Origin of the sequence: Burkholderia contaminans, from assembly GCF_029633825.1 — a bacterium.
Lineage (GTDB): Bacteria > Pseudomonadota > Gammaproteobacteria > Burkholderiales > Burkholderiaceae > Burkholderia > Burkholderia contaminans.
Genome location: NZ_CP090641.1, coordinates 976,234 through 1,002,683 on the forward strand (window position 1 = coordinate 976,234; position 26,450 = coordinate 1,002,683).

General features: G+C 65.3%; 26 protein-coding genes and 1 pseudogene. 5 read left to right on the plus strand and 22 right to left on the minus strand.

Annotation, left to right across the window (positions count from 1 at the left end):
- Window positions 1–49: 49 nt before the first annotated feature.
- The 8 genes from LXE91_RS22095 to LXE91_RS22130 form a co-directional block, all read right to left on the minus strand.
- Complete coding sequence (locus LXE91_RS22095; protein ID WP_039366560.1) at window positions 50–940, minus strand: L-fucono-1,5-lactonase; 891 nt, start codon at window positions 938–940, stop codon at window positions 50–52.
- A 60-nt stretch (window positions 941–1,000) separates the two neighbouring features.
- Entirely contained in the window at window positions 1,001–1,942 is a 942-nt protein-coding gene (locus LXE91_RS22100) for an ABC transporter substrate-binding protein (RefSeq protein ID WP_039366253.1), read from the minus strand.
- A gap of 97 nt (window positions 1,943–2,039) precedes the next feature.
- Window positions 2,040–3,077 carry an ABC transporter permease gene (locus LXE91_RS22105; RefSeq protein ID WP_039366251.1) on the minus strand — a complete coding sequence of 346 codons (1,038 nt, stop codon included), beginning with the start codon at window positions 3,075–3,077 and terminating at the stop codon, window positions 2,040–2,042.
- Window positions 3,078–3,095: 18 nt separating this feature from the next.
- On the minus strand, window positions 3,096–4,634 hold the full coding sequence (locus LXE91_RS22110) for a sugar ABC transporter ATP-binding protein (protein WP_039366249.1): 1,539 nt from the start codon (window positions 4,632–4,634) through the stop codon (window positions 3,096–3,098).
- Window positions 4,635–4,646: 12 nt separating this feature from the next.
- Window positions 4,647–5,423, minus strand: coding sequence for an SDR family oxidoreductase (locus LXE91_RS22115; RefSeq protein ID WP_039366248.1), 777 nt, complete (start codon window positions 5,421–5,423; stop codon window positions 4,647–4,649).
- Window positions 5,424–5,466: 43 nt separating this feature from the next.
- A complete protein-coding gene (locus LXE91_RS22120) occupies window positions 5,467–6,744 on the minus strand; it encodes an L-fuconate dehydratase (RefSeq protein ID WP_039366246.1) in 1,278 nt (425 codons plus the stop codon).
- A 23-nt stretch (window positions 6,745–6,767) separates the two neighbouring features.
- Window positions 6,768–7,610, minus strand: a complete 843-nt coding sequence (locus tag LXE91_RS22125) for an ureidoglycolate lyase (protein WP_039366245.1) — start codon at window positions 7,608–7,610, stop codon at window positions 6,768–6,770.
- A gap of 41 nt (window positions 7,611–7,651) precedes the next feature.
- A complete protein-coding gene (locus LXE91_RS22130) occupies window positions 7,652–8,416 on the minus strand; it encodes an SDR family oxidoreductase (RefSeq protein WP_039366243.1) in 765 nt (254 codons plus the stop codon).
- Between the two features lie 661 nt (window positions 8,417–9,077).
- Here LXE91_RS22130 and LXE91_RS22135 point away from each other — a divergent pair.
- The 3 genes from LXE91_RS22135 (at window position 9,078) to LXE91_RS22145 (ending at window position 11,035) form a co-directional block, all read left to right on the plus strand.
- Window positions 9,078–9,368, plus strand: a complete 291-nt coding sequence (locus LXE91_RS22135; protein WP_039366241.1) for a DUF3331 domain-containing protein — start codon at window positions 9,078–9,080, stop codon at window positions 9,366–9,368.
- A 169-nt stretch (window positions 9,369–9,537) separates the two neighbouring features.
- Window positions 9,538–10,524: an oxidoreductase gene (locus LXE91_RS22140; protein WP_039366239.1), complete on the plus strand. Its 987-nt coding sequence runs from the start codon at window positions 9,538–9,540 to the stop codon at window positions 10,522–10,524.
- Between the two features lie 214 nt (window positions 10,525–10,738).
- Window positions 10,739–11,035, plus strand: a complete 297-nt coding sequence (locus LXE91_RS22145; RefSeq protein ID WP_039366237.1) for a DUF4148 domain-containing protein — start codon at window positions 10,739–10,741, stop codon at window positions 11,033–11,035.
- 194 nt (window positions 11,036–11,229) lie between these two features.
- Here the strand turns inward: LXE91_RS22145 and LXE91_RS22150 are convergent, their stop codons facing one another.
- From LXE91_RS22150 to LXE91_RS22175, 6 genes are all read right to left on the minus strand, one after another.
- Window positions 11,230–12,426, minus strand: a complete 1,197-nt coding sequence (locus LXE91_RS22150) for a TauD/TfdA family dioxygenase (protein ID WP_039366234.1) — start codon at window positions 12,424–12,426, stop codon at window positions 11,230–11,232.
- Window positions 12,427–12,448: 22 nt separating this feature from the next.
- Window positions 12,449–13,405: an alpha/beta hydrolase gene (locus tag LXE91_RS22155; protein ID WP_278068167.1), complete on the minus strand. Its 957-nt coding sequence runs from the start codon at window positions 13,403–13,405 to the stop codon at window positions 12,449–12,451.
- Between the two features lie 33 nt (window positions 13,406–13,438).
- Entirely contained in the window at window positions 13,439–13,927 is a 489-nt protein-coding gene (locus LXE91_RS22160) for a thioesterase family protein (protein WP_039366230.1), read from the minus strand.
- Between the two features lie 12 nt (window positions 13,928–13,939).
- On the minus strand, window positions 13,940–14,905 hold the full coding sequence (locus tag LXE91_RS22165; protein WP_039366226.1) for an L-carnitine dehydrogenase: 966 nt from the start codon (window positions 14,903–14,905) through the stop codon (window positions 13,940–13,942).
- A gap of 87 nt (window positions 14,906–14,992) precedes the next feature.
- Window positions 14,993–15,922, minus strand: coding sequence for a 3-dehydrocarnitine:acetyl-CoA trimethylamine transferase CdhC (cdhC, locus tag LXE91_RS22170; protein ID WP_039366557.1), 930 nt, complete (start codon window positions 15,920–15,922; stop codon window positions 14,993–14,995).
- A gap of 88 nt (window positions 15,923–16,010) precedes the next feature.
- Window positions 16,011–16,964, minus strand: coding sequence for a choline ABC transporter substrate-binding protein (locus LXE91_RS22175; protein ID WP_039366223.1), 954 nt, complete (start codon window positions 16,962–16,964; stop codon window positions 16,011–16,013).
- A gap of 356 nt (window positions 16,965–17,320) precedes the next feature.
- Between LXE91_RS22175 and LXE91_RS22180 the strand changes: the two are divergent.
- A pseudogene (locus LXE91_RS22180) lies at window positions 17,321–17,476 on the plus strand (IS110 family transposase); the annotation flags it as partial.
- 188 nt (window positions 17,477–17,664) lie between these two features.
- On the opposite strand, the gene sucD reads toward LXE91_RS22180, so the two are convergent.
- The 3 genes from sucD to LXE91_RS22195 all read right to left on the minus strand — a co-directional run bounded on the left by sucD (window position 17,665) and on the right by LXE91_RS22195 (window position 20,997).
- Window positions 17,665–18,546 carry a succinate--CoA ligase subunit alpha gene (gene sucD, locus LXE91_RS22185; RefSeq protein WP_046544111.1) on the minus strand — a complete coding sequence of 294 codons (882 nt, stop codon included), beginning with the start codon at window positions 18,544–18,546 and terminating at the stop codon, window positions 17,665–17,667.
- Window positions 18,547–18,615: 69 nt separating this feature from the next.
- Window positions 18,616–19,782, minus strand: coding sequence for an ADP-forming succinate--CoA ligase subunit beta (sucC, locus tag LXE91_RS22190; protein ID WP_006755512.1), 1,167 nt, complete (start codon window positions 19,780–19,782; stop codon window positions 18,616–18,618).
- Between the two features lie 198 nt (window positions 19,783–19,980).
- Window positions 19,981–20,997, minus strand: a complete 1,017-nt coding sequence (locus tag LXE91_RS22195) for an NADP-dependent oxidoreductase (protein ID WP_039345238.1) — start codon at window positions 20,995–20,997, stop codon at window positions 19,981–19,983.
- A gap of 191 nt (window positions 20,998–21,188) precedes the next feature.
- On the opposite strand from LXE91_RS22195, the gene LXE91_RS22200 reads away from it, so the two are divergent.
- Window positions 21,189–21,443 carry a hypothetical protein gene (locus LXE91_RS22200; protein WP_157644944.1) on the plus strand — a complete coding sequence of 85 codons (255 nt, stop codon included), beginning with the start codon at window positions 21,189–21,191 and terminating at the stop codon, window positions 21,441–21,443.
- A 28-nt stretch (window positions 21,444–21,471) separates the two neighbouring features.
- On the opposite strand, the gene LXE91_RS22205 is transcribed toward LXE91_RS22200, so the two are convergent.
- From LXE91_RS22205 to LXE91_RS22225, 5 genes are all read right to left on the minus strand, one after another.
- Window positions 21,472–22,407 carry an electron transfer flavoprotein subunit alpha/FixB family protein gene (locus LXE91_RS22205; RefSeq protein WP_046544112.1) on the minus strand — a complete coding sequence of 312 codons (936 nt, stop codon included), beginning with the start codon at window positions 22,405–22,407 and terminating at the stop codon, window positions 21,472–21,474.
- Between the two features lie 16 nt (window positions 22,408–22,423).
- On the minus strand, window positions 22,424–23,173 hold the full coding sequence (locus LXE91_RS22210; RefSeq protein WP_046544113.1) for an electron transfer flavoprotein subunit beta/FixA family protein: 750 nt from the start codon (window positions 23,171–23,173) through the stop codon (window positions 22,424–22,426).
- 235 nt (window positions 23,174–23,408) lie between these two features.
- Window positions 23,409–24,431 (minus strand): FAD-binding oxidoreductase, encoded by a 1,023-nt coding sequence (locus LXE91_RS22215; protein WP_039356567.1) that lies wholly within the window; start codon window positions 24,429–24,431, stop codon window positions 23,409–23,411.
- Between the two features lie 4 nt (window positions 24,432–24,435).
- Window positions 24,436–25,473, minus strand: coding sequence for a 4-hydroxy-2-oxovalerate aldolase (gene dmpG, locus LXE91_RS22220; protein WP_039356572.1), 1,038 nt, complete (start codon window positions 25,471–25,473; stop codon window positions 24,436–24,438).
- Between the two features lie 13 nt (window positions 25,474–25,486).
- A complete protein-coding gene (locus LXE91_RS22225; protein ID WP_039356574.1) occupies window positions 25,487–26,437 on the minus strand; it encodes an acetaldehyde dehydrogenase (acetylating) in 951 nt (316 codons plus the stop codon).
- Window positions 26,438–26,450 lie beyond the last annotated feature (13 nt).

Genomic DNA, 26,450 nt, shown 5'->3' on the forward strand with positions numbered 1-26,450 from the left:
GTTTCGTTCCGGACGGTCTGACGAATCGAACAGACCGTTCGCGCCTATTCTATATGCCGCGCGTCGCCGCGCCCGGCACCGCGTAGCAACGCGCGGCGGTGCCGCCCCACAGCGCGTTGCGCTCGGCGGCCGACAGCCGCGATTCGGCCCAGCGCTCGATGATCGACGCCACTTCGTCATACGACGCGGCCAGCTGGCACACGGGCCAGTCCGACCCGAACATCAGCCGCTGCGGGCCGAACGCGTCGAGCGCCGCGTCGAGACACTGCTCGATGCGCCGGACGTCCTTCCCGCGCAGCCCGCGCTTCCAGTCGGCCTCGGTCACGAGCCCCGACAGCTTGCACACGACATGCGGCAGCGCGCCCAGCTCGCGCAACGCGGCGCGCCAGCGCGCGAACGCCGTGTCGTCGCGCTCGAAGTCGGCGAGTGCCGGCTTGCCGACGTGATCGAGCACGAGCCAGTGCGCGTCGTGCCGCGCACAAAACGCCCACACGTCCCGCATCTGGCGCTCGAACACGAGCACGTCGTACACGTAGCCGTTCGCCTGCAGCCAGGCGATGCCGCGGTTGAAGCCCGGCTCCGCGACGAACGCGCCGGCATCGGCTTCGTCCTGCACCTGGTGACGGAAGCCGCGCAGCTTCGGGCTGCGCCATTCGGCAATGCGATCCGCGAGTTGCGGCGCGGCGAGATCTTCCCAGCCGACCACCGCCGCGATGCGCGCATCGTCACGCGCGAGATCGAGCAGGAACGCCGTCTCGTCGCGCCCGGCGCGCGCCTGCACCGCGATCGACGCGCCGATCGCCTGCGCATGCATCAGCGGCCACAGCGCATCGGGCAGGTAGTCGTGCGCGAGCACCGTCATCCCGGCGTCGATCCACGGGTAATCGGCGGCGCGATAGCGCCAGAAGTGCTGATGGGAATCGATACGCACTGCGCCCATGATGCCCTCGTGTCCGGTCGCCGTGGCGGCGGCGCGCGCCACCGCCGCTCGACGCTACGTTCAGTCGTACAACACCGCCGCGATCTTCGGATCGTCGATATTGGTCTTGTCGTACCAGTAGAAACCGGTATCGATGACCTTCGGCAGCTTCTCGCCCTTGATCGCCTTCACGGCCGCCTCGACCGTCTTGTAGCCGATCCCGATCGGGTTCTGCGTGATCGCGCCGGCCATCAGCCCGCTGCGGATCGCGTCCTTCTGCTGCTTGCCGGAATCGTACCCGACGATCACGACCTTGCGCTTCATCTCTCGCACGCCGTTGACCACGCCGATCGCCGAGCCTTCGTTGGTGCCGAACAGCCCCTTGAGCTTCGGATACGCCTGCAGGATCGACTTCGTCACCTCGGTCGACTTCAACTGGTCGCCTTCGCCGTACTGCACGGTCACGACCTGCACCTTCGGGTGCGCCGACTTCATCCGTTCGAGAAAGCCGTCGCGGCGGTCGATGCCGGTGCGGCTCGTCTGGTCGTGCGCGACCACGGCCACCTCGCCTTCGTCGCCGATCAGCGCGGCGAGCTTGTCGGCGGCGAGCGACGCGGCGGCCTTGTTGTTGGTCGCGGCCGTCGTCACCGGGATGTCGCTGTCCACGCCCGAGTCGAACGCGATCACCGGGATCTTCTCGGCCTGCGCCTTCTTCAGCAGCGGCAGCGCGGCCTTGCTGTCGAGCGCCGCGAAGCCGAGCGCGGCCGGCTTCTTCGCGATCGCGGCCGACAGCATGTCGATCTGCTTGTCGACCATCGCCTCGGTTTCCGGGCCTTCGAACGTCACTTTCACCTTGTAGTCCTTCGCGGCCTGCATCGCGCCCGTTTTCACGGCTTGCCAGAACTGATGCTGGAAGCCCTTCGAGATCAGCGGGATGTAGGTTTCCTGCGCCTGCGCGCCGGCCGTGACGCCGACGGCGAACGTCAGCCCGACGATCGCGTTCAACACCTTGCTCCTGATCACTTCACGTCTCCTTTTTTCGTATCGACTCAACCGACTGGAACGACTGGGACGCCGGCCGGAACCGGCGATGAAGCACATGCCTGCGTCAGTGCATGCATCAGCGGCGCCGCCGGCGCAGAATGTCGACGTAGACGGCAAGAATGATGATCACGCCCGTCACGACCGTCTGCCATTCCTGCGCGACCGACATGATGCGCAGGCCGTTCGTCAGCACGCTCATGATGAACGCGCCGATGATGGTGCCGACGATGCTGCCCGCGCCGCCCGACAGCGACGTGCCGCCGATCACGACGGCCGCGATCGCGTCGAGCTCGTAGCCTTGCCCGAGCGCGGGCTGCGCGGAATTCAGCCGCGACGCGATCAGCAGCCCGGCGATTCCGCACACCGCGCCGCTGAACGTGTAGACCGCGATCTTCCACGCATCGACGTTCACGCCCGACAGCCGCAGCGCCTCCTCGTTGCTGCCGAGCGCGAACGTATAGCGGCCGAAGATCGTGCGGTTCAGCACGATCGACGCGCCGATTGCGACGAGGAACAGGATCAGCACCGCGTTCGGAATCGGCAGCGCGGGGACCAGGTTGCCGATCAACGAATCCTGCGCGATCGACGTGAAGCCCGGCGTGTCGTTGAAGTAGATCGGCCGCGTGCCCGAGATCACGAGCGACAGCCCCTTGAGCAGCATCATCATGCCGAGCGTCGCGATGAACGGCGGCACCTTCATCTTCGCGATCACGAAGCCCGACACGCTGCCCGACAGCGCGCCGAAGCACAGCGCGGCGAGGATCCCGAGCGGCAGCGGCATCCCCCATTTCGTCAGCACGACGCCGGCCATCACCGCGCAGAACGTCATCAGCGTGCCGACCGACAGGTCGATGCCCGACGTGATGATCACGTACGTACAGGCGACGGCCAGCACGCCGTTCACGGCGGTGGCCTGCAGGATCGCGACGAGGTTGTCGACTTCGAGGAAGTTCGGCGACGCGAAGCTGAAGAACACGATCAGCAGCACGAGGCTCGCGAACGCGAGCAGCTTCTGGCGCGCGGCCGGGTTGAAGAAGCGCGACTTCAGGCTCGATGCGGCGGCCGGCGTGTCGCCGGAAGCAAGGGGCGGAACGGAGTGCGTATCGTTGGACATGATCGGTAAGCGTCGAAATCAGGACAACACGGTCGACTCGCGCTGCGTCGCGAGCTGCATGATCTTTTCCTGCGTGGCGTCGGCGGCACGCAATTCGCCGGTCACGCGCCCTTCGCACATCACGAGAATCCGGTGGCTCATGCGCAGCACTTCGGGCAACTCCGACGAGATCATCACGATCGCCTTGCCGTCGGCGGCGAGCGCGTCGAGCAGCTTGTAGATCTCGCTTTTCGCGCCGACGTCGATGCCGCGCGTCGGCTCGTCGAAGAACAGGATGTCGCAGTCGCGCAGCAGCCACTTCGCGATCACGATCTTCTGCTGGTTGCCGCCCGACAGCAGCCGCGCCGGCTGCGCGACCGACGGCGTGCGGATCGCGAGCTGCCGCACGTACGCCTGCGCGGTGTCGCGCAATTCACGCGCGTCGAGGAACACGCCGCGGCGCACGAAGCGGCGCATGCTCGACAGCGCGATGTTGTTCTGCACGTCCATCCCGACCGCGAGCCCGAAGTGCTTGCGATCCTCGGACAGGTAGCCGATGCCGTGCTTCACCGCGTCGGCCGGCGTGCGGATCGTCACCGGCTTGCCATGCACGCGGATCTCGCCCGCATCGACCGGGTCCGCGCCGAACACCGCACGCGCGACCTCGGTGCGGCCCGCGCCCATCAACCCGGCGAAGCCGAGGATCTCGCCGCGCCGCAGCGTGAAGCCGACATCGCGGATCGCACGGCCGCGCGACAGCCCGCGCACTTCGAGCGCGACGTCGTTCGCGGACGTATCGGGCGGCGTGCGGAATTCGGTCGCGAGCTGGCGGCCGACCATCATCGCGATGATCGCGTCCATCGACGTGCCGGCCATCGGCACGGTCGCGACGTACTTGCCGTCGCGCATCACGGTCACGCGATCGGCGATCTGGCGCAGCTCGTCCATCTTGTGCGAGATGTAGACGATGCCGACACCGTGCGCGCGCAGGTCGCCGATGATGCGGAACAGCTCGGCGATCTCCGCGTTGTTGAGCGCGGCGGTCGGCTCGTCCATGATCAGCACGCGCGAGTCGAACGACAGCGCCTTCGCGATCTCGACCATCTGCTGCTTCGCCACCGTGAGCCGGCCGACCGGCGTACGCGGGTCGAGATCGAGCCGCATCCGCGCGAAGATTGCGGCCGCGTCGCGGTTCAGCTTGTCCTCGTCGACGAACACGCCGAAGCGCCCGCGCGGCTCGCGGCCGATGAAGATGTTCTGCGCGACGCTCAGGTGGTTCATCAGGTTCAGTTCCTGATGGATGATGCCGATCCCGAGCGCCTGCGCGGCGCGCGGGTCGGCGATTTCCACCGCGCGGCCGTCCATCCGGATCTCGCCGTCGTCGCGCTGGTAGACGCCCGCCAGGATCTTCATCAGCGTCGACTTGCCGGCGCCGTTCTCGCCCATCAGCGCATGCACTTCGCCGGCACGCAGGTCGAAATGGCAGTCGTCGAGCGCCTGCACGCCGGGGAAGCGCTTGCCGATGCCGGTCAATGCGATCAGCGGCGGTGCGGGGTTCGGTGTCAAGTCGGGTTGCATGGCTCGCCGCCCTCAGCTGATCGCACGGTCGAGATGCGTATAGCCGCCGTCGACGAACAGCCACTGGCCCGTCGTGTGCGACGCGCGCGCCGACAGCAGGAACACGGCCGTATCGGCGATTTCGTCGGCCGTCGTGAAGCGTTGGCCGAGCGGCACCTTGCCCGCGATGCCGGCCAGCTTCGCGTCGGGGTCGTCGAAACCGGCGAGCCAGTTCCGGTACAGCGGCGTCATCACCTCGGCCGGAATCACCGCGTTCACGCGCACGCCGTCGTCGCGCAACGCGACGGCCCATTCGCGCGTCAACGCGAGCTGTGCGCCCTTCGATGCGCAATAGCCGCTCGTGTTGCCCTGCCCGGTGACGGCCGTCTTCGACGAGATATTGACGATCGCGCCGCGCGCCGCCTTCAGATGCGGCACGCAGTAATGCGCCATCACGTAGTAGTGGATCAGGTTGCGTTCGAGCGATGCGACGAACGCATCGCGCCCGGCCTCGAGCCCGATGCTGTCGTTGACGCCCGCGTTGTTGACCAGGCCGTCGAGCCGGCCGAAGCGCGCGATCGTTTCCGCAACGGCATCGCGGCACTGCGCATCGTCCTGCAATTCGACCGGGATGCACGCGGCCTGCGGCTGCTTCTGCGCGAGTACGCGCCAGAACGCATCGTCGGGCGCGTGGCGCGCGAACACCACCGGAATCGCGCCTTCTTCGGCAAGCCGCATCGAGATCGCGGCACCGATGCCCGACGCGCCGCCGGTCACGATCACGACCTTGTGTTGCAGATTCAAATCCACTTCACGTCTCCGTCGTTCATGTTGTCGGCACGCTCAACGCGTGTCAGCCGCGGAACCGGTACTGCTCCAGCGATTCGGGCTTCATCTCGATCGAGAAACCGGGCGCCGTCGGCGGCATATACGCCGCGCCGCGCACGATGCACGGTTCGACGAAATGCTCGTGCAGGTGATCGACGTACTCCGTCACGCGCCCTTCCTTCGTGCCGGCAATGCAGATGTAATCGATCATCGACAGATGCTGCACGTACTCGCACAACCCGACGCCGCCCGCATGCGGGCACACCGGCAGCCCGTACTTCGCGGCCATCAGCATCACCGCGAGAATCTCGTTCACGCCGCCGAGCCGGCACGCATCGATCTGCACCACGTCGATCGCACCGCGCGCGATGAACTGCTTGAACAGCACGCGGTTCTGGCACATCTCGCCGGTCGCGACCTGCACGGGCGCGATCGCGTCGCGGATCTTGCGATGCCCTTCGACGTCGTCGGGGCTGGTCGGCTCCTCGATGAACCACGGCCGCGCGAACGCCAGCTCGCGCACCCAGTCGATCGCCTCGTCCACTTCCCACACCTGGTTCGCGTCGATCATCAGCTTGCGGTCCGGGCCGATCACCTCGCGCGCGATCGTCACGCGGCGGATGTCGTCCTCCAGGTTCGCGCCGACCTTCAGCTTCACGTATTCGAAACCCTCTTCCACCGCATCGCGACACAGCCGCCGCAGCTTGTCGTCGCTGTAACCGAGCCAGCCGGCCGACGTCGTGTAGCACGGGTAGCCGTCGCGCTCGAGCAGCGCGATCCGGTCGGCCTTGGCCGGCGCCTGCCGGCGCAGCAGGTCGAGTGCTTCGTCCGGCGTCAGGCAGTCGGTCAGGTAGCGGAAGTCGATCGCGCGCACCAGTTCCTCGGGGCTCATGTCGGCCACGAGCCGCCACAGCGGCTTGCGTTCGGCTTTCGCCCACAGATCCCACACCGCGTTGACGACCGCGCCCGTCGCCAGGTGGATCGCGCCCTTGTCGGGGCCGATCCAGCGCAACTGGCTGTCCGACGTGACGTGCCGCCAGAAGCGGCCCATGTCTTCGCGGATCCAGTCGAGGTCGAGGCCGACGACGAGGTGACGCATCGCGTCGATCGCCGCGCAGCAGATTTCGTTGCCGCGCCCGATGGTGAACGTGAGCCCGTGACCTTCGAGCCCGTCATGATCGGTTTCGAGCACGACGTAGGCCGCCGAATAATCGGGGTCTGGATTCATCGCATCGGAGCCGTCGAGCTGGCGCGAGGTCGGGAAGCGCACGTCGAGGACGCGCATCGATCGAATGATAGGCATGACGAACCGTCCGTAAAAGGAAATCAGGCCTGGACGGTTCGCTGGCGTTGCTCGCCGAGCCCGTCGATGCCGAGCGTGATCACCTGTCCGGCGCGCAGGTAGACGGGCGGCTTCTGCCCGAGGCCGACACCCGGCGGCGTGCCGGTCGAGATCACGTCGCCCGGCTGCAGGCTCATGAAGCGGCTCAGGTAGCTGACCAGGTGCGGCACGCGAAACACCATCGTCGCGGTCGTGCCGTTCTGGTAGCGATGACCGTCCACTTCCAGCCACAGCCGCAGTGCATGCGGATCGGGCACTTCGTCGGCCGTCACGAGCCACGGGCCGAGCGGCCCGAACGTGTCGTGGCCCTTGCCTTTATCCCACGTACCGCCGCGCTCGAGCTGGTATTCGCGCTCCGACACGTCGTTCACGACGCAGTAGCCGGCGACGTGCGACAACGCGTCGGCCTCCGCGATATAGCGGCCGCCCTGGCCGATCACCACGCCGAGCTCGACTTCCCAGTCGGTTTTTTCCGAGCCGCGCGGAATCTCGACGTCGTCGTTCGGCCCGGAGATCGCGCTCGTCCACTTGCCGAACACGACGGGCTCCTTCGGCACCTCCATCCCCGATTCGGCCGCGTGGTCGGAATAGTTGAGACCGATGCAGATGAACTTGCCGACGCGGCCGACGCACGCGCCGAGCCGCGGCGTGCCTTCGACCAGCGGCAGCGACGACGGCGGAATGTCGCGCAGCCGCGCAAGCGACGCCGGCGCCAGCACATCGCCGGCGATGTCGTCGATCACGCCGGACAGGTCGCGAATATGGCCGTGCGCATCGAGCAGGCCCGGCTTTTCATGGTGTTTGTCGCCAAATCTCAGCAGTTTCATGTCGTGTTGAACCGATACGGAAAGTGAATGGGAACGCGCGATCAGTTCGACCAGCCGCCGTCGATCAGGTGGATCGCGCCGGTCGTGAACGATGCTTCGTCGGACGCGAGGTACAGCGCGAGCGCGGCCACTTCCTCCGCGCGGCCGATGCGGCCTATCGGCTGGCGCGCGACGAACGCCTGGCGCACCTCGTCGGTCGACACGTGGCGCGTGCGCGCCTGGTCGGCAATCCGCTGCTCCAGCGACGGCGATTCGATCGTGCCCGGGCAGATCGCGTTGCAGCGGATGCCCCGCTCGACGAAATCGGCGGCCACCGCCTTGGTCAGGCCGATCACGGCCGCCTTGGTCGTACCGTAGACGAAGCGGTTCGGCACGCCCTTCACGCTCGACGCCGCCGACGCCATGTTGATGATCGACGCGCCGCCGGCTTCGAGCATCGCGGGCAGCAGCGCGCGGATCAGCCGGTACATCGACGTGACGTTCAGATTCAGTGAGAACGCCCATGCCTCGTCGTCGCAGTCGAGGATCGAGCCGTGGTGCACGAAGCCCGCGCAGTTGAACAGCACGTCGAACGCGCGCGCGCTCGCGGCAAGCGCCGCGACGTCCTGCGCATCGGTCACGTCGAGCCGGCGCGTGGTCAGCCGGCCGCCCGCGCGCTCGGCGTCGGCCTCGAGCCGCACGAGCGCGGCTTCGTTGATGTCGGTCGCCAGTACGTCGGCGCCCTCGCTCGCGAAGCGCAGCGCGGTCGCGCGGCCGATGCCCTGCCCGGCCGCCGTCACCAGCGCGCGTTTGCCCTGCAATCTCATGAGCAACTCCCGAAAAAGCCGGCCATCCGACGGCCGATTGGCACAAAGGACTAAAGGTCCAACCAATCATAGGAAGTGACGCCGCGTTTGTCACGAATTCGGGATTCAGTATTTACCCGGGAGGGGAAATCGGGCTGTCGAACAAAGATTCGACGTTCGACGGCGCTCTGGAGCACGTGTCGGGATTCGGACAAATCCAATACCGGCGGGCCTTCCAGTCGGTTTTTTCGCGTACGCCCGACCCGACATCCCGCCAAACTGACAAAAAAGTCATGTTCACGTCAGGGTCTCAACGGGATGCGCGCGCCATCATGACGTACCGGACTGCGCTTCCGGTCCATCGCCACCCCGCCCGCGTTCGATCCCTGCGGGCACTCCGTCCCCCCGGCGATGGGCTCCGTGACTGGGCGAGCAGACACGGCGCGCAGGCCGATTTTCCGCCCCGGGCTTCGCGTCCGGGGCGTTTTTGTCTGTGGTTTCCAAGAAAATAAGCCTGGATTGTTTCTAAATCGGCAAAAGGTAATTTGAGCCAGACAGGATGTTTTTTCCGGTCACAGACGCTTACATTTAGCGCACCACTCATGGAAACCGCTACGGATTCGCCATCGGGTAGTGACATCCACTGCCATGACCGAACCGCACGAGCTTTAGGAAACGGCAAATGAAGGCCTCCAAATCCCTGCCTGCGCTCGATCCCGCCGACGTTCACGTCGAAATCCTCGAACGTTCCGATACGCTACTCGTCGTCCGCTGGGTCGAGCCCGGCCGCTGTCACTACGGTGAACAGCGCTGGCGCCGCCGCTTCGCGCAACGCACCGGCACCTGCGCGCTGTCGCGCCAGGTGATCCACCGCGGCGACGAAGTCTTCCGCCCGGCCGAACGCCCGGCACCCGCGAACGCGGCCGCGATGATCTCCGCCGCTGAAGTGCTCGCGCTGGCCGGCGGCAGGTAAGTCCTCCCGGCCAAACACGGCACGGCGCGCGGCGCCACCCGATGCGCCGGCCCTAGAAGCGCCGGTCTAATTCCCCCGCTTGTCTGCCACGCCCGCGCGCACTATCGTTACACCACTCAATGTAATGATTACGCGCCGCGGCCGCCCGGTCGCGCCGATGGAGGCAGACATGCATGCATGGAGCGCGCGCCACGTCCCGGCGCAAGGCGGCAAGGTCGCGGTCGTGACCGGCGCCAACAGCGGGCTCGGCTGGCAGCTGGCGGAAACGCTGGCCGCGAAAGGCGCGACGGTCGTGATGGGCTGCCGCGACGCCGCCCGCGCCGCGCAGGCGGCCGATGCGATCCGCCGGCTCCATCCTGATGCCCGCGTCGAAGTCGATGCACTCGACCTCGCCGATCTCGCGTCGATCGCACGCTTCGCGGCCGACGTGGCCGAACGCCATGGGCGCGTCGATATCCTCTGCAACAACGCCGGCGTGATGTTCCTGCCGCTGCGCCATACGCACGACGGCTTCGAGATGCAGTTCGGCACCAACCACCTTGGCCATTTCGCACTGACCGGCCATCTGCTGCCCGCGTTGCGCGCCGCGCGCCGGGCGCGGGTCGTGACGATGTCGAGCGGCCTCAACCGCGGCGGCCGGATCCGCGTCGACGACCTGCGCGCCGAGCACCGCTACAACCGCTATCTCGCCTATTGCGACAGCAAGCTCGCGAATCTCGTGTTCGCGATCGAGCTGCAGCGCCGTTTCGAGCGCGCGGCGTTCGCCGGGATCAGCGTGGCCGCGCACCCGGGCTACGCGGCGACCAACCTGCAGTTCGCGGGCCCGGCGATGGACAGCTCGCCCGCCCGTGCCGCGCTGATGCGCGCCGCGAACCGTTATCTCGCGCAGCCGGCCGACCAGGGCGCGCTGCCCGCGATTCATGCGGCAACCGCACCCGATCTCGCCGGGGGCGCCTACATCGGGCCGTCCGGCTGGTTCGAGTCGCGCGGGTTGCCGGCGCCCGCGAGCGTGCCACGCGCGGCACGCGACGTGGCCACGGCGGCGCTGCTGTGGGAAGCCTCGGAAGCCGCGACGGGCGTGCGCTTCCTCAGCTCGAGCACGCCGGCCGGACGCTCGCCGGGCCGGCCGTTCGACATGGCGGCCGAGGTCCGCTGAACCGCGCATCGCCCTCCGCGATATCCACCAGACTTGTTGCACCAACCGAAAAGAAAGCTGGTTGAAAGACTAATTCGACGGACTACTGTTACCGCTCAGGAAACAATTTATCGTCAAAACCAGCGTTTACCCTGAACCTTCCGATGACTAAGATTCGATCAATCGCTTAAGACATGGTGTCGAGAGCGAACTCAATAAAACACCGGAGGTCATCATGAAATCGCTCGTTTCCGCAGTCGTTGCCGCTGCCGCCCTGTCCGCTTCGTTTGGCGCATTCGCCCAAAGCACCGTGACCCGCGCTCAAGTGCGCAACGAACTGGTTCAGCTCGAACAAGCCGGCTACAAGCCGGGCGTGTCGAGCCCGTACTACCCGAACGACATCCAGAGCGCCGAAGCGCGTGTTCATGGTGCCGACACCAGCGGCTACGGCGCACAACCGGCTCCGGCCGTCCACTCGGGCGCTCCGGCTGCATCGTCGAACGCGCGCGACTCGATCTTCTTCGGCCAGTAAGCCGACGCGCCCTCGGCGGGCGTCGCGTGATGAAGCGCGAAAGTCAGGACGAGCCCCCTTGCGGGGCTCGTCTTTTTTGTGAAACGCATACCTCCGCCGCCCGGCAGCGGGTGGCTTCGCCCGGGCGCCTGGCGTCCGGGTGTTTTTTCATCTACGAGGTACGCGTGCGGGCACGATGAAGCGGGACGCCCCCGTCAGCGCGACGCTGTGGCGGCGGCAGCCGATCGCGACAGCACCCGCCATCGCGACAGCAACTCGTCGCGATCCACGTAGCAGCCCTGCAGGTGCCGGCGTCCGGTAGACGGATCGAACTCCGTACGCGCATGCATCACGCGCCGGTTGTCGAACGCCCACATGTCGCCCGCCCGCAGCCGGCGCTGCACGCGAAAGCGCGGCTCGCGCGCCAGCGCGAGGAACCGCCGGTACGCACGATAGACCGCCGCGACCGAGCCGGCCGGCGCATCGAGCGGCCCGCGCAGGAAATTCGCGACGCGCACTTCCGTCACATTGCCGCGCGCGTCGAGCCCGATCACCGGCGCCGAGCAGCGGTAGTCGCTGTTCGCACTCTTGTTCCAGAACTCGAACGGCGTCGACGCGAGTTGTTCGAAATCCGCCGGATGTTCGCGCCGCAGCGCATCGGCGAGCGCGAAGCCGTCGAGGAAGATACTGTCGCCGCCGGTCGCGTCGTTCGCGAGGCAATGCAGGAACTGCACGCCCGGCTGCAACTCGCGGGTCGGCAAGTCGGTATGCGGCGGCAGGTTCAGTGATGTATACGCATTGCTGTCCGGGCGCGGCTTCGATTCGACGTCGAACAGCACGCCGAAATTGCTTTCGCGGATCAGGCCGACGCGGCGCGCGATCTCGTCGACGCGGCCGCGCTCGGCCGGCACGCCTTCGACGAGCGTCAGCCCCGTGCGCTGCAACGCGGCGAGCCATGCGAGCAAGGCGCGGTCGTCCTCCATCACGTCGCGCCACGCGAACACGCCAATGGCTGTCGCGTCGTCCCCCGCCCACACGTGCCGCCCGTGCGCGGCCTGGCGCTCCGCGCGCGACGCGTCGTCGTACGCATGCGCGCGCAACCAGCCCGGCGACCACGCGCTGCGATGGCCGTCGTTCCACTCGACATGCAGCGCGCCGTCGGTTTCGACGTGCACCGTCAGCGCAGCGAGATCCTCGCGCGCATCGGCGATCTCGAACACCTGCTCACGCGTGACGGCATGCACGCACGCCGAACACGCGCAGTTGTCGCGCAGCCAGTCGAAATGAAACGGCGATCGTCGCGTGTCGCTCCATTCGACGTCCACCGCACCATCGCCAATCGTCGCCGCCGCAATGGCTGCATCGCCCGAAAACGTCCGCCAGTCCTCGATACGGTGTTGCGCTGCCTGCATCGTTGCCTCCCGGAAACGCCCGCTACGCGTGTGGTGCGAGCAGAAACCCGCCGACCGTCCGGTGCAGCCGCGCCGCCTGCGGGCTCGTTCCGAGCGCGCGCCAGCAGCCGTGCACCAGCCCCTCTCCCATCCAGTAGTGCGCGGCACCGCCGGCCGCGCGAATCCGTTCGACGTACACGCGCGCGTCGTCGCGCAGCGGATCGTGTTCCGCGCCGATCGCGAGCACCGGCGGCAAACCGTCGAAACGCGAAGCCGCGAGCGGCACCGATGCGCGCAGCAGCGGGTTGCCGCCTCCCAGCGCATCGAGCAAGCCGCCTTCCCAGTACAGCGCGCGATAGCGATGGACGTCGTCGAGCGTCAGCATCGGCGCGTGCGCTTCCGTTTCGCGCGCGGGCGATTGCGGTTCGAACCCGAGCATCGGATAAACGAGCGCGATGCCGTCGACACCGCCTTCACCCGCATCGCGCAGCGCGGTGGCCACGCCCGCCGCGAGCATGCCGCCCGCGCTGTCGCCCGCGAGCGTCAGCGGATGCACGCACGGCCCGAACGGCCAGCGTGCGTCGCGCGCGGCGCGCGTGACCGCCGAGCAATCTTCGAGCGCGGCCGGCGCGCGATGCTCGGGCGCCAGCCGGTAGTCGACCGCGATCACGGCGAGCCCCGTGTCGGCCGCCAGTTGCGCGGTGATCAGCGCATGACTGTCGAGCGAGCCGACGACGAAGCCGCCGCCATGAAAGAACAGCACCGTGCCGCGCGGCGTGTGCTGCGTGAACGTGTAGCGCCGCAGCGCGATCGCACGACCGTCGGCGGCCTGCCAGACGGCGTCCTGCTGCACGATGCCGGCCGGCAGCGCGGGCGGTGTCCATTCGGCCGCGAAGCGGTCGTACAGGCGGCGCTGTTCGGCGGGCGAGCGCGCCGCCGCGTCGGCCGGATACCACGCGTCGACGGCCGCAACGAAGGCCGCGATTTCCGGTTCGAGCATCGTGTGCGCTCCGAGGTCCAAGGTTCGCGCAGGTTATCGGCGCGGCGGCAGCCCGATCACGCGGCCCGCATACGCGGGCGCCGCGCAATCGCGCTGCAACGCATGCAGCTCGGCCACGCGTGCAGCCACGTCGTCGTCGAACGGCGCCGATTTCGCGCCGTCGCGCGTATCGACGTGCAGCAACATCTGCTCGCTCGCCGACACCGCATCGTCATGCCCGCCAGCGAACAGTTCGAGATACAGGTGCAGCCGCTTCGCATCATGCGCGAGCACACGTGCGTCGACGCGCACCTGTGTCCCCTCCTTGATCTCGTGCAGGTAGTTCACGTGCGCTTCGAGCGTGTAGACCGAGCGGCCCCGCTCGCGACGCGCGGCGTCATCGAGGCCGACGCGATCCAGCAGTGCATCGGTCGCGAAGCTGAAGATCAGCAGATAGAACGCATCGCGCAGGTGGCCGTTGTAGTCGACCCATTCGGGCCGCACCACGTCGCGGTAAATCGTCAGCGGGGTATCGCCGGTCATCGTCTCTTGTCCTCAGTCTTCGAATCGCATCCCGTGCCGCGCCTTCACGGCCGCGATCGACTTCAGCACCTCGGTGATGCACTCGTCGCGATAGCGCTCGAGTTCCTTGATGCTGCGCGTGCCCTGCTGTTCGGTCGTGCCTTCGACGACGCTGTCGATCAATGCATCGGTGAGCGTGGGCGCGACCAGCTTCGTCCACGGCAGTTCGAGCGCGGGGCCGAACTGCTGCATGAAGTGTCGCATGCCCGCGTCGCCGCCTGCGAGCGTGTAGGTCAGGAACGTGCCCATGAACGACCAGCGGATGCCCGCGCCGAAGCGGATCGCGTCGTCGATCTCGCCGGTCGTCGCGACGCCTTCGTTGACGAGGTGCAGCGCCTCGCGCCACAACGCTTCGAGCAGCCGGTCGGCGATGAAGCCCGGCACTTCCTTGCGCACGTGCAGCGGCCGCATGCCGAGCTTGCGATAGACCTCCATCGCGCCTTCGACCGCTTCCGGCGACGTGCGCGCGCCGCCGAGCACCTCGACGAGCGGCAGCAGGTAGACGGGATTGAACGGATGGCCGACCACGCAGCGCTCCGGATGCGTCGCCCGCGCGTAGAAATCCGTGGGCAGCAGCCCCGATGTCGAGGACGCGATGATCGCGTCGGGCTTCGCCGCGCGGCTGATCTGCTCGTGCAGCTCGAGCTTCAGCGCCTCGCGCTCGGGCGCGCTTTCCTGGATGAAATCCGCGTCGGCGACGCATGCCTCGATCGTCGAGACGAAACGCAGCCGCGCGGGATCGGCGCCCGGCGCGAGACCGACGCGTTCGAGCGCGGGCCACGCATTCGCGACGTTCGCGCGCAGCCGCTCTTCCGCGCCCGGCGCCGGGTCCCATACGACCACGTCGAGACCGTGCGCGAGCGCGCGGGAAATCCATCCGCTGCCGATCACGCCGGTGCCGATGGCGGCGAACGTCTTGATGTCGGTCTTCACAGCCATGTCAACGCATCCTTCAAATCAGGGGAAATCGGTGGGCGGCCGCGCCTGTGCGCGCCGCCGCGTCGTATCAATCAGTCAGGGAAACACTCACGCGAACTCGGCGATCGCACGGCGTTCGAGCGGACGCTCGCCGCGTGCGGGCAAGCCGAGCTTGCGGCGGCCTTCGGCCGGCGTCAGCACGCGGGCACCGAGGCGCTCGATGATCTCTCTCGCGCGCTCGACGAGCGTGCCGTTGGTCGCGTGCACGCCGCGATCGAGCCAGATGTTGTCTTCGAGGCCGACGCGCACGTGGCCGCCGAGCAGCATCGCCTGCGCGACCATCGGCATCTGCATGCGGCCGATCCCGAAGCCGGCCCAGTGCGCGCCCGGCGGCAGGTTGTCGACCATCGCCTTCATCGTGCCCGTGTCGGCCGGTGCGCCCCACGGAATGCCGAGGCACAGCTGGAACAGCGGCGGATCGTCGAGCAACCCTTCCTTCAGCAACTGCTTCGCGAACCACAGATGGCCCGTGTCGAAAATCTCCAGCTCCGGCTTCACGCCGAGCTCCTGGATGCGCTTCGCGCCGGCGCGCAACTGCGCGGGCGTCGATACGTAGATGTAGTCGCCGTCACCGAAATTCAGCGTGCCGCAGTCGAGCGTGCAGATCTCGGGCAGCAGATCCTCGACGTGCGCGAGGCGCGTGAGGCCGCCAACGAGATCGGTGCCCTTGCCGAAACGCATCGGGTCCTCGCCCGGGCCGATCTCGAGATCGCCGCCCATGCCGGCCGTCAGGTTGATGATCACGTCGACGTCGGCCGAGCGGATGCGGTCGACCACTTCGCGGTACAGGTTCGGGTCGCGGCTGCCGCGCCCCGTCTGCGGATCGCGCACGTGGCAGTGCGCCACCGTCGCGCCGGCCTTCGCGGCCTCGATCGCGGCCGCCGCGATCTCCTTCGGCGTGACCGGAATCGCCGGATGCTTGCCGACCGTATCGCCCGCGCCGGTGACGGCGCAGGTGATGATGACTTCGTGGTTCATGCTGGTTGCCTCGCTTGAATCGGGTTGTGTCGCAATGCGGATTTCGTCAGGGCGCGCCGCGCGCAGCGCGCGGGCCATCGGCCATCCGTCACAGGCCGAGATACGCCTTCACGGCCGGCAGGCCATCCTTGCCGTCGAACGTCTTGACGCCCGCGAGCCACGGATCGAGCACCTGCGGGTTCTTCTTCAGGTACGCCTTCGCGGCATCGGCCGGCTTCGTCTTGTTCATCACCGACTGCATCAGCTGGTTCTCGAGCTGCGTCGAGAAGCGCAGGTTCGTGACGAGCTTGCCGGCGTTCGGGCAGCGTGAAATGAAGTCCGGCGCCGTGAGCGTGTACACGCGCGCTTCGCCGTAGTTCGGCCCGAACGACGCGTCGCCGCCGGAGAGATAGTTCATGCTCAGCTGGATGTTCATCGGGTGCGGTTCCCAGCCGAGGAAGACGACCCACTTCTTCTCGCGGATCGCGCGCTCGACCGTCACCAGCATCCCGGCCTCGCTCGACTCGACGAGCTTGAAGCCGCCGAGCCCGTACTGGTTCGTGTCGATCATCTTCTGGATCGTCGCGTTCGCGCTGCTGCCCGGCTCGATCCCGTAGATCTTGCCGTCGAGTTCCGCGCGGTGCTTCGCGATGTCCTCGAAGGTCTTCAGGCCGGCCTGGTATTCATAGCTCGGCACCGCGAGCGTCGCCTTCGCGCCCGACAGGTTCGGCGGCTCGACGACGTTGATCGACTTGCTGTCGAGGAACGGCTGGAGCTGCTTCTGCTGCACGGGCCACCAGTAGCCGAGCGATATGTCGAGCTGCTTGCTCTTCAGGCCGGCGAACGAGATCGGCACCGACGCGATCGTCGTGGTCGGCTTGTAGCCGAGCGCCTCGAACACAGTCGACGCGAGCGCCGTGGTCGACGTGATGTCGGTCCAGCCGATATCCGCGAAACGCACGGTGCGGCAGGCCGCGGCCTCCGTTTCGGCCTGCGCCGCGTGTGTGAACGCGCCGGTCGCCAGCACGGCCGCGACAAGCGCGGCGATCTTCGTCGACTTCATGGTTCGTTACCTCCCGGTTTGACTCGCGGCAGCCGGTGCGCGGGGTGTGCCCGGCCTGCATCGTGGGAGTAAAAGTAACGAGCCATATTGGCCGCGAGAAGACCGGCGGCGACCTGTTCTTGACTATTTGCGACTATGAGTGGAAACCACTAGGTTTCCTGAGAGGCTTGATAGGCGGGGTTTTCATACGTTTTTCCGACGGATTCGGCTTGTCCGCATGCGGCGCGATGCCTTCGATTCGTCCCGGGCAAAACGGCATGCCGGTTGTAGCTTTCGATTTGATAGGGATACACCCTTCGATTAGATGCGGATATCGCAATGCCGTCATGAAGGAGCATGCGGTGTGAGCGTCGTTCGGCTATCTGCCCGGCGTGGCCATGCGCCGCATCGCGAATCTGCACGCCGACGAAGCCAAGACCGATGCCCGCGACACCGCAGTCATCGCCGGCGCCGCTCGCTCGATGCCGCGTATCCTGCGCTCGCTTCGACTGGCCGACGAGCAACTCGCGGAGCGCGGCTTCGCCGCCAATCTGCTCCAAGGTTCCATTCATACGATCAAGCGCCTGTAACAGCTGACCTGTCTCGTCTGAAGGTTGAATGCGGACGCGGCTCGTCCAATGGAGCAGCAGTGATCGGCCGTGACATCGAGGCACGGCCGACCGTCTGCAAGATCATTGTTTCTACGGGAAAATCGCGTGGATCACAGAGAGGCCTTAAGCAGACGGCCCATTTCCGACGGGTTGCGCGTGACGGTGATGCCGCACGCTTCCATGATTTCCAGCTTCGCTTCGGCCGTATCCGCACCGCCCGAGATAAGCGCGCCGGCGTGGCCCATGCGCTTGCCCGGAGGCGCCGTGACGCCAGCGATGAAGCCGACCACCGGCTTCTTCATGTTGTCCTTGATCCACTCTGCCGCATTGGCTTCGTCCGGACCACCGATTTCGCCGATCATCACGACTGCGTCCGTGTCCGGATCGTCGTTGAACATCTTCATCACGTCGATGTGCTTCAGACCGTTGATCGGGTCGCCGCCGATACCGACTGCCGACGACTGGCCGAGGCCGAGTGCCGTCAGCTGGGCAACCGCTTCATACGTCAGCGTGCCCGAACGCGACACGACGCCGATGCGGCCCTTGCGGTGGATGTGACCCGGCATGATGCCGATCTTCAGTTCGTCCGGCGTGATCGTGCCCGGGCAGTTCGGCCCGAGCAGCAGCGTCTTGCGGCCTTCGCGACGCATGCGGTCCTTCACTTCGATCATGTCGCGCACGGGAATGCCTTCCGTGATGCAGATCGCGAGATCCAGGTCGGCTTCGACCGCTTCCCAGATCGCAGCCGCTGCGCCTGCCGGCGGAACGTAGATGACCGACACGGTCGCGCCGGTTTCCGCCTTCGCTTCCTTGACGCTTGCGTAGATCGGAATGCCTTCGAAATCTTCGCCGGCCTTCTTGGGGTTCACGCCCGCGACGAATGCTTCGCGGCCGTTTGCGTATTCACGGCAGGCGCGCGTATGGAACTGACCGGTTTTGCCGGTAATGCCCTGCGTGATGACCTTCGTGTCCTTGTTGATCAGAATCGACATGTATTTTGACCTCTGTTCGATTGGCGTCGCGTATGAACCGCGCCGCCATGCGTGTTCATTAGCGCGCGCTTACTTGCCTGCGGCTGCCGCGACGACCTTCTGCGCAGCTTCTTCCATGCTGTCCGCCGAGATGATCGGCAGGCCCGAATCGGCCAGCATCTTCTTGCCGAGGTCCTCGTTCGTGCCCTTCATGCGCACGACGAGCGGCACGTTCAGGTTCACGGCCTTCGAACCGGCGATCACGCCTTCCGCGATCACGTCGCAGCGCATGATGCCGCCGAAGATGTTCACGAGGATCGCCTTCAGATCCGGGTTCTTCAGCATCAGCTTGAACGCTTCCGTGACCTTCTCGGTCGTCGCGCCACCGCCGACGTCCAGGAAGTTCGCCGGCTCGCCGCCGAACAGCTTGATGGTGTCCATCGTCGCCATCGCCAGGCCTGCGCCGTTCACGAGACAGCCAATGTTGCCGTCGAGCGAGATGTACGCGAGGTCGAACTTCGACGCTTCGATTTCAGCCGGATCTTCTTCGTCCAGATCGCGGTACGCGACGATTTCCGGGTGGCGGAACAGCGCGTTCGAGTCGAAGTTGAACTTCGCGTCGAGTGCGATGACCTTGCCGTCGCCGGAAACGTTCAGCGGGTTGATTTCAGCCAGCGATGCGTCGGTTTCCCAGAATGCCTTGTACAGGCCTTGCAGGATCGCGCGCGCTTGCGGAATCGAAGCAGCCGGCACGCCGATCTTCGCGGCGAGGTCGTCTGCCTGCGCGTCGAGCAGGCCCGTCGACGGCTCGACGATGACCTTGTGGATCAGTTCCGGGTGCTTTTCGGCGACTTCTTCGATGTCCATGCCGCCTTCGCTCGAACCCATCAGCACGATCTTCTGCGAGATGCGATCAACGACGAGGCTGACATACAGTTCCTGCTTGATGTCGGCGCCTTCTTCGATCATCAGACGGTTGACCTTCTGGCCTTCCGGACCGGTCTGGTGCGTGACGAGCTGCATGCCGAGGATCTGGTTCGCGTATTCGCGGACCTGCTCGATCGACTTCGCCACCTTCACGCCGCCGCCCTTGCCACGGCCACCCGCGTGAATCTGAGCCTTCACGACCCAAACCGGGCCGCCGAGCTCTTCTGCCACCTTGACGGCCTCGTCAACCGAGAACGCCGGCTTGCCGCGCGGTACCGCGACTCCGAATTTCCGCAGGATTTCCTTACCCTGGTACTCGTGAATCTTCATGCGTGATTCCCTTCAGTCTGAGAGTTGGATTGAATTGTTTCGATCGAGAATTGCGAGCGGCGTTGCCCTGTACAAGCCACAACGGAGGCGAGACAACCAATTGGTGCACCAAGAGCGAACCGCGTGAAGCCGGTGGCCGACCAGGCACCCATCTCGGCGCCAGCCCATTTCATATGTCTGGAAACGGCAACGGAAATCCTATCTGGCCGCCACGCGGATCATTACCTTGCCTTCATTCGCACCGCTGAAAAACAGCTTCAGGGATTCAGCCGCGTGCTGGAGCCCGTCCACCAGGTGCGCACGATGCTTCAGCTTGCCCTGGGTGAACAAATCGAGGAGCACTGCGTCGAACTCGGCGTAACGATGTTCGAATTGCGAAACGATGAATCCTTCCATCCGCGCTTGTTTGATGAGCATGAGCGGAAGATTCTTGATTCCGTATGCTTCGCTCTCGGTAGCCAGGTCATACTGCGAGATTGCGCCACAGACCACAATGCGGCAACCAACGGCCATATTTTCCAAGACAGCGTCAAGCGTCGCCCCCCCGACGTTGTCGAAGTAAAGATCGATGCCGTCGGGACACTCGCGACGAAGCGCTGCATCGAGCGGCTCAGACTTGTAGTCAATCGCACCATCGAGTCCCCACTCGTCGAGCAACCTGCGGCACTTGGCCTCACCGCCTGCAATGCCGATCACGCGGGCGCCAAATGCCTTGGCTATCTGCGCCGCCAGGGATCCCGTCGCCCCCGCTGCACCCGACACCACCACTGTGTCCGACGGACTGAGCGCGCCCACTTCGAGAAGACCAATCGCAGCCGCACGCCCGATGTGCGAAAAGATTGAAAGGTGTGTTTCCAACGGAACGCCTGGCGGCAGCTCGATTCTCTCAAGCGCGTCGGCACGGACAACCGAGAATTCTTCCCATCCCCATAGTCCCTGCACGAGGTCTCCCCGGCAGAAGCGCCCCGCCCCCGACTGAACGACCTCACCCACGGCCATGCCAACCATCACGCTGCCTACTCCGAGTGCCGAATGGGAAGATGCGGGATCGAGCCTGAGCCAATTGCGACTACCAGGGTCCAGGCTCAGCAATAGCGTGCGCACGAGAACCTCTCCGTCCGCCTGACTCGGCCTCTCTCGCTCCTCAAGCTTCAGACAGCCAGGGTCATAGGCGCCTCGCGCAGGCTTGTGGACAATCCACGACTTTTGCTTCATACGTTCTCCATGCACTGCTCGATCCCGCGGTCGCTATTCCGAAACTCTCGACAAATAGGCGAACAAGGACGCCTTCATATCGCGGTTCAATGGGTATGTCCGACGGGGGACCGCATACATTCATCGTCGGACCGGAGGCACCGCGTCACGTCCTCGTTCACCCTCGGCCGCCTCACGTCGCCTGATGCTTCGTGCAACAGGCCAAGGCCGCGATTTTCGGCAGCCTGTTTAGCCGCGCGTATGGCATCGTGAAAATTACTTTCGGCTGCAACGCGAACTCGATCAACGCTCACGACCCATTGACCGAACGCATAGCGCCACCGAACTCTGCGTTCTTCGAGAAGCGCGCAAAACCAGCGCCAAACCGAAGCGTCCTCCGCATTGGCCGCGGCTGCCGCGTCAAGGCGGGCCTGCTGCATCGTTTCCATCGTTCTGTTCCGCCTTAGATAGTGCCGATGGCGATTTCGACGAACCTCAGTTGATACGCTCGCTCAGTTCGGGCACGGCAACAAACAGGTCGCCGACGAGGCCGTAGTCGGCCACGCTGAAGATCGGTGCCTCCGGATCCTTGTTGATCGCGACGATCACCTTCGAATCCTTCATGCCGGCCAGGTGCTGGATCGCACCCGAGATGCCGACCGCGATGTACAGCTGCGGTGCGACGATCTTGCCGGTCTGGCCGACCTGATAGTCGTTCGGCACGTAGCCTGCGTCGACTGCGGCACGCGAGGCGCCCAGTGCTGCCGACAGCTTGTCCGCCAACGGCTCCAGCACCTTCGTGTAGTTCTCGCCGCTGCCCAGACCACGGCCGCCCGACACGATGATGCTTGCGCTCGTGAGTTCCGGACGGTCCAGCTTCGTCACTTCACGGCTCACGAACTGCGACTTGCCGGCATCGGCCGCCGCGTCGATCTTCTCGACCGACCCGCTGCCGCCTTCCGATGCCACCGGATCGAAACCCGTCGCACGCACCGTGATGACCTTGATCGGATCGCTCGACTGCACCGTCGCGATCGCGTTGCCCGCGTAGATCGGGCGCTCGAACGTGTCGGCCGAATCGACCGCCGTGATGTCCGAGATCTGCGCCACGTCCAGCTTCGCGGCGATACGCGGGGCGATGTTCTTGCCGTAGGCCGTCGCCGGCGCGAGGATGTGCGAGTAGTCCTTCGCGATGTTCAACGCGGTCGCTTCGACGTTTTCCGCCAGGCCCGCTTCGAGTTGCGGTGCGTCGGCCAGGAGGACCTTCGACACACCTGCGATCTTCGCTGCTGCGTCAGCAGCCGCTTGCGCATTGTGGCCCGCGACCAGCACGTGAATGTCACCGCCAATCTTCGCTGCCGCCGCCACCGTGTTCAGCGTCGCGGCCTTGATCGACGCGTTGTCGTGTTCTGCAATCACCAGAATCGTCATTTCTTTCCGCTCCCTCTCACAGCACCTTGGCTTCGGTCTTCAGCTTCTCGACCAGCGTCTTCACGTCCGGCACCTTCACGCCGGCTGCGCGCTTCGGCGGCTCGACCACCTTCAGCGTCTTCAGACGCGGCGCAACGTCCACGCCCAGGTCTTCCGGCTTCACGGTCTCGAGCGGCTTCTTCTTCGCCTTCATGATGTTCGGCAGCGTCACGTAGCGCGGCTCGTTCAGGCGCAGATCCGTGGTGATGACGGCGGGCAATTGAAGCGACAGCGTTTCCGCGCCGCCGTCGACTTCGCGTGCGACGGTCGCACGGCCGTCGGCGATCGTCACCTTCGATGCGAACGTCGCTTGCGGCAGGCCTGCCAGCGCCGCCAGCATCTGGCCCGTCTGGTTCGAATCGTCGTCGATCGCCTGCTTGCCGAGGATCACCAGCTGCGGCTGTTCCTTGTCGACCAGCGCCTTCAGGATCTTCGCGACGCCCAGCGGCTCGACGCCATCGTTCGACTCGACGAGGATCGCGCGATCCGCACCGATCGCCAGCGCCGTACGCAGCGTTTCCTGCGCTTGCGCGACGCCGACCGATACCGCGATCACTTCGGTCGCGACGCCCGCTTCCTTCAGGCGCACCGCCTCTTCCACCGCGATCTCGTCGAACGGGTTCATCGACATCTTCACGTTCGCGATGTCGACACCCGTGTTGTCCGACTTCACGCGGACCTTCACGTTGTAATCGACCACTCTTTTCACTGGAACCAACAATTTCATCTCAATCACCGTTCATTGAAAAATGCAAAAACCCTCCGAAGGCTCGGAACACGAAGACCGATACCGCATCGCGTGGATTTTTTGCTTGCTCTCGGAGTGACTGCGCGGCGGCGGCCGCCTGTTCGACAAACGCATCGTTCCCGTCATGCCTTTCATCTGTCGTTCCCGGTTTCCTATCGAGCCAAGGTCATGGCGTGCGCACAGGCGTATTGGTGCACACCTGCGCGGTCGCGAGTCACACCGTTTCGTCGGTCTTCACCGGCTCCGGTCTGGTGACGAACGCATCGCTGAAGAAATTTCCCGCGGGAAGTCCGCTCGCTTGAGTGAAGGTGTACCGCGCTGCGTCGACCATCAGCGGGTTGCCACAGGCATAAACTTCATGGTGCGAAAGATTCGGGAAATCCGCAGACACGGCCTCATGCACGAAGCCTTTGCGTCCGGTCCAACCGGGCTCGTCGCCCGACAGAACCGGAACGAAGCGGAACCCCGGATGGGCTTGCTCCCACGCGCATACCTCGTCGTATGCGTAGAGATCGCCAAGACGCACGCCTCCCCAATAGAGCACCGCGCCGCGTTTCTGGATGACCGTTTCATGCGCCTTCAGCATCGCCGCAATCGGCGCGTAACCCGTTCCCGAGGCCAGGAAGATAACGGGCGCAGACGAATCTCGTAGCATGAACGTGCCGAATGGTCCCTCGATTCGCAGCATGTCACGCGGCTTCAGCGAGCGGTAGACGTGGTTCGAGAAGCGCCCGCCCGGCACCGCACGGACATGCCACTCGATCGTTCCGCTCCCGTCGGGCGCGTTCGCCATTGAGTAGCTGCGCCGCGTCCCGTCCCGCAAGACCACTTCCACATACTGCCCTGGTTGAAAAGCAAAGCCCGTTTCCGTTGGCACTGCCAGCTGCACCCGGGCCACGTCGTCGCTCACGCGCTGGACTTCCAGCACTCGCGCGCCTGTCTGCAAAACACGCTGCCCCGGCGTGGACGCGACCTCCTGGGCCTCGATCGTGACGTCCGTCGTGCAGCGAGCCTGACAGGTCAGGACGTAACCGTCGCGCACGCCTTCCGGCTCGAATCCGCTCGGATAGCGCGCGTCGCCGGACAGGACGCGCGCCTCGCACGCGTTACATTGGCCACGCCGACAGCTATGACGCGGAAAGTAGCCGGCAGCCAGCGCGGCATCGAGCAGGCTGCCCTCGGCGGAACACGGAATTTCGACACCTGCCGGCTCGATTCTCAGCTTGAATGCAGTCATGGCACTATCCGGTTACTCGTTCGGCCTCTTTTGCCTTGAGCAGATCGAGCGCAACGTCCACGATCATGTCCTCCTGGCCACCGACCATACGACGGCGGCCAAGTTCGACGAGGATGTCGACGGTCTTGAGCCCGTACTTTTTTGCGGCAACTTCGGTGTGACGCAGGAAGCTCGAATAAACACCGGCGTAACCGAGCGCGAGCGTTTCGCGGTCGACTCGCACCGGCCGATCTTGCAACGGGCGGACGATATCGTCTGCAGCGTCCATCAGCTTGTAGAGATCACATCCATGGTTCCATTCGAGTCGAGCAGCCGCCGCGATAAATACCTCGAGCGGCGCGTTGCCGGCACCCGCCCCCATCCCTGCAAGACTCGCATCAATGCGGTCACATCCTTCCTCTACCGCCACGATGCTGTTCGCGACCCCAAGGCTCAGGTTGTGGTGCGCATGAATACCGGTCTGCGTTCGGGGATCAAGTACGTCTTTGAATGCGCGGAAGCGCTCGCGGACGTCGTTCATGCCAAGGGCACCGCCCGAATCCACGACGTAGCAGCACGTCGCTCCATAGCTTTCCATGAGCTTTGCCTGCTGGGCCAGATGCTGCGGCGTCGTCATATGGCTCATCATCAAAAATCCCACCGCTTCCATCCCAAGCTTGCGCGCATGCTCGATATGTTGTCGGGAGACATCGGCTTCGGTGCAATGGGTCGCGACGCGTACGATGCGTGCGCCGGCATCGTACGCGTTGCGCAAGTCGTGAATCGTGCCGATGCCAGGCAAAAGCAGCGTCGCGACCTTGGCATGCTTGACCGTCCCCGCCACTGCCGCGATCCATTCGAGGTCGGTGTGTGCGCCGAAGCCGTAGTTGAAACTCGATCCTTGCAAACCATCACCATGAGCGACCTCGATCGAGTCCACTTTCGCCTCGTCGAGCGCCGTGGCAATGGCGACAGCCTGTTCCACGCTGTATTGGTGACGAATCGCATGCGAACCATCGCGTAGCGTCACGTCGGAAATGTAGAGCTTCTTGTCAGATGTCATGCCGTCTCTCCCTTCAGGCAGTGGTACGGGCGACCATTTCGGCGGCCATGCGTTCAGCACAGGCCATCGCCGCGGAGGTCATGATGTCGAGATTGCCGGCATAGGACGGCAGGTAATGCGCGGCCCCCTCCACTTCGAGGAATACCGAGGTCTTCAACCCGCTCATCCGCGCGCCAACCCCGGGGATATTCAACGGTTGAGCGGCGTCGATACGGTCGAATTGGACCGTCTGCTTGAGGCGATAGCCAGGTACGTAACGGTTCACGGCAGCCACCATTTCCTCGATCGACTGCGCCACGGCATCCTCGTCGGCCGGCTCTGACAAGCAATACACCGTATCGCGCATCATCAGTGGCGGCTCTGCTGGATTCAGGATGATGATCGCCTTTCCCTTCGTCGCTCCACCGATCTGCTCAATCGCCTTTGAGGTTGTTTCGGTAAATTCATCGATGTTCGCGCGCGTACCCGGGCCTGCCGATTTGCTCGAGATCGACGCGACGATTTCGCCGTAGTGCACTTTCGCGACACGAGAGACGGCGGCGACCATCGGAATCGTCGCCTGTCCGCCGCACGTGACCATGTTGACGTTCAGCGCATCCACATGCTCATCGAGGTTCACGACAGGTACGCAATACGGACCAATCGCTGCCGGCGTCAAGTCGATCATTCGGACGCCGGGCCTGAACCCACGCAAGAACGCGTCGTTCTTCACATGCGCGGCGGCGCTTGTCGCATCGAATACGATATCGATTTCGTCAAACACCGGCAGACGGGTGAGCCCTTCGACGCCCTCGTATGTCGTGGCTACGCCCAAGCGCGAAGCACGTGCGAGCCCGTCAGATGCACGGTCGATGCCGACCATCGCCCCCATCTCGAGATGCTCGCCATGTCGCATGATCTTGATCATCAAATCGGTGCCGATATTTCCGGATCCGATGATCGCGGCCTTCAGTTTCTTTGCCATTGCTCGTCCTTCG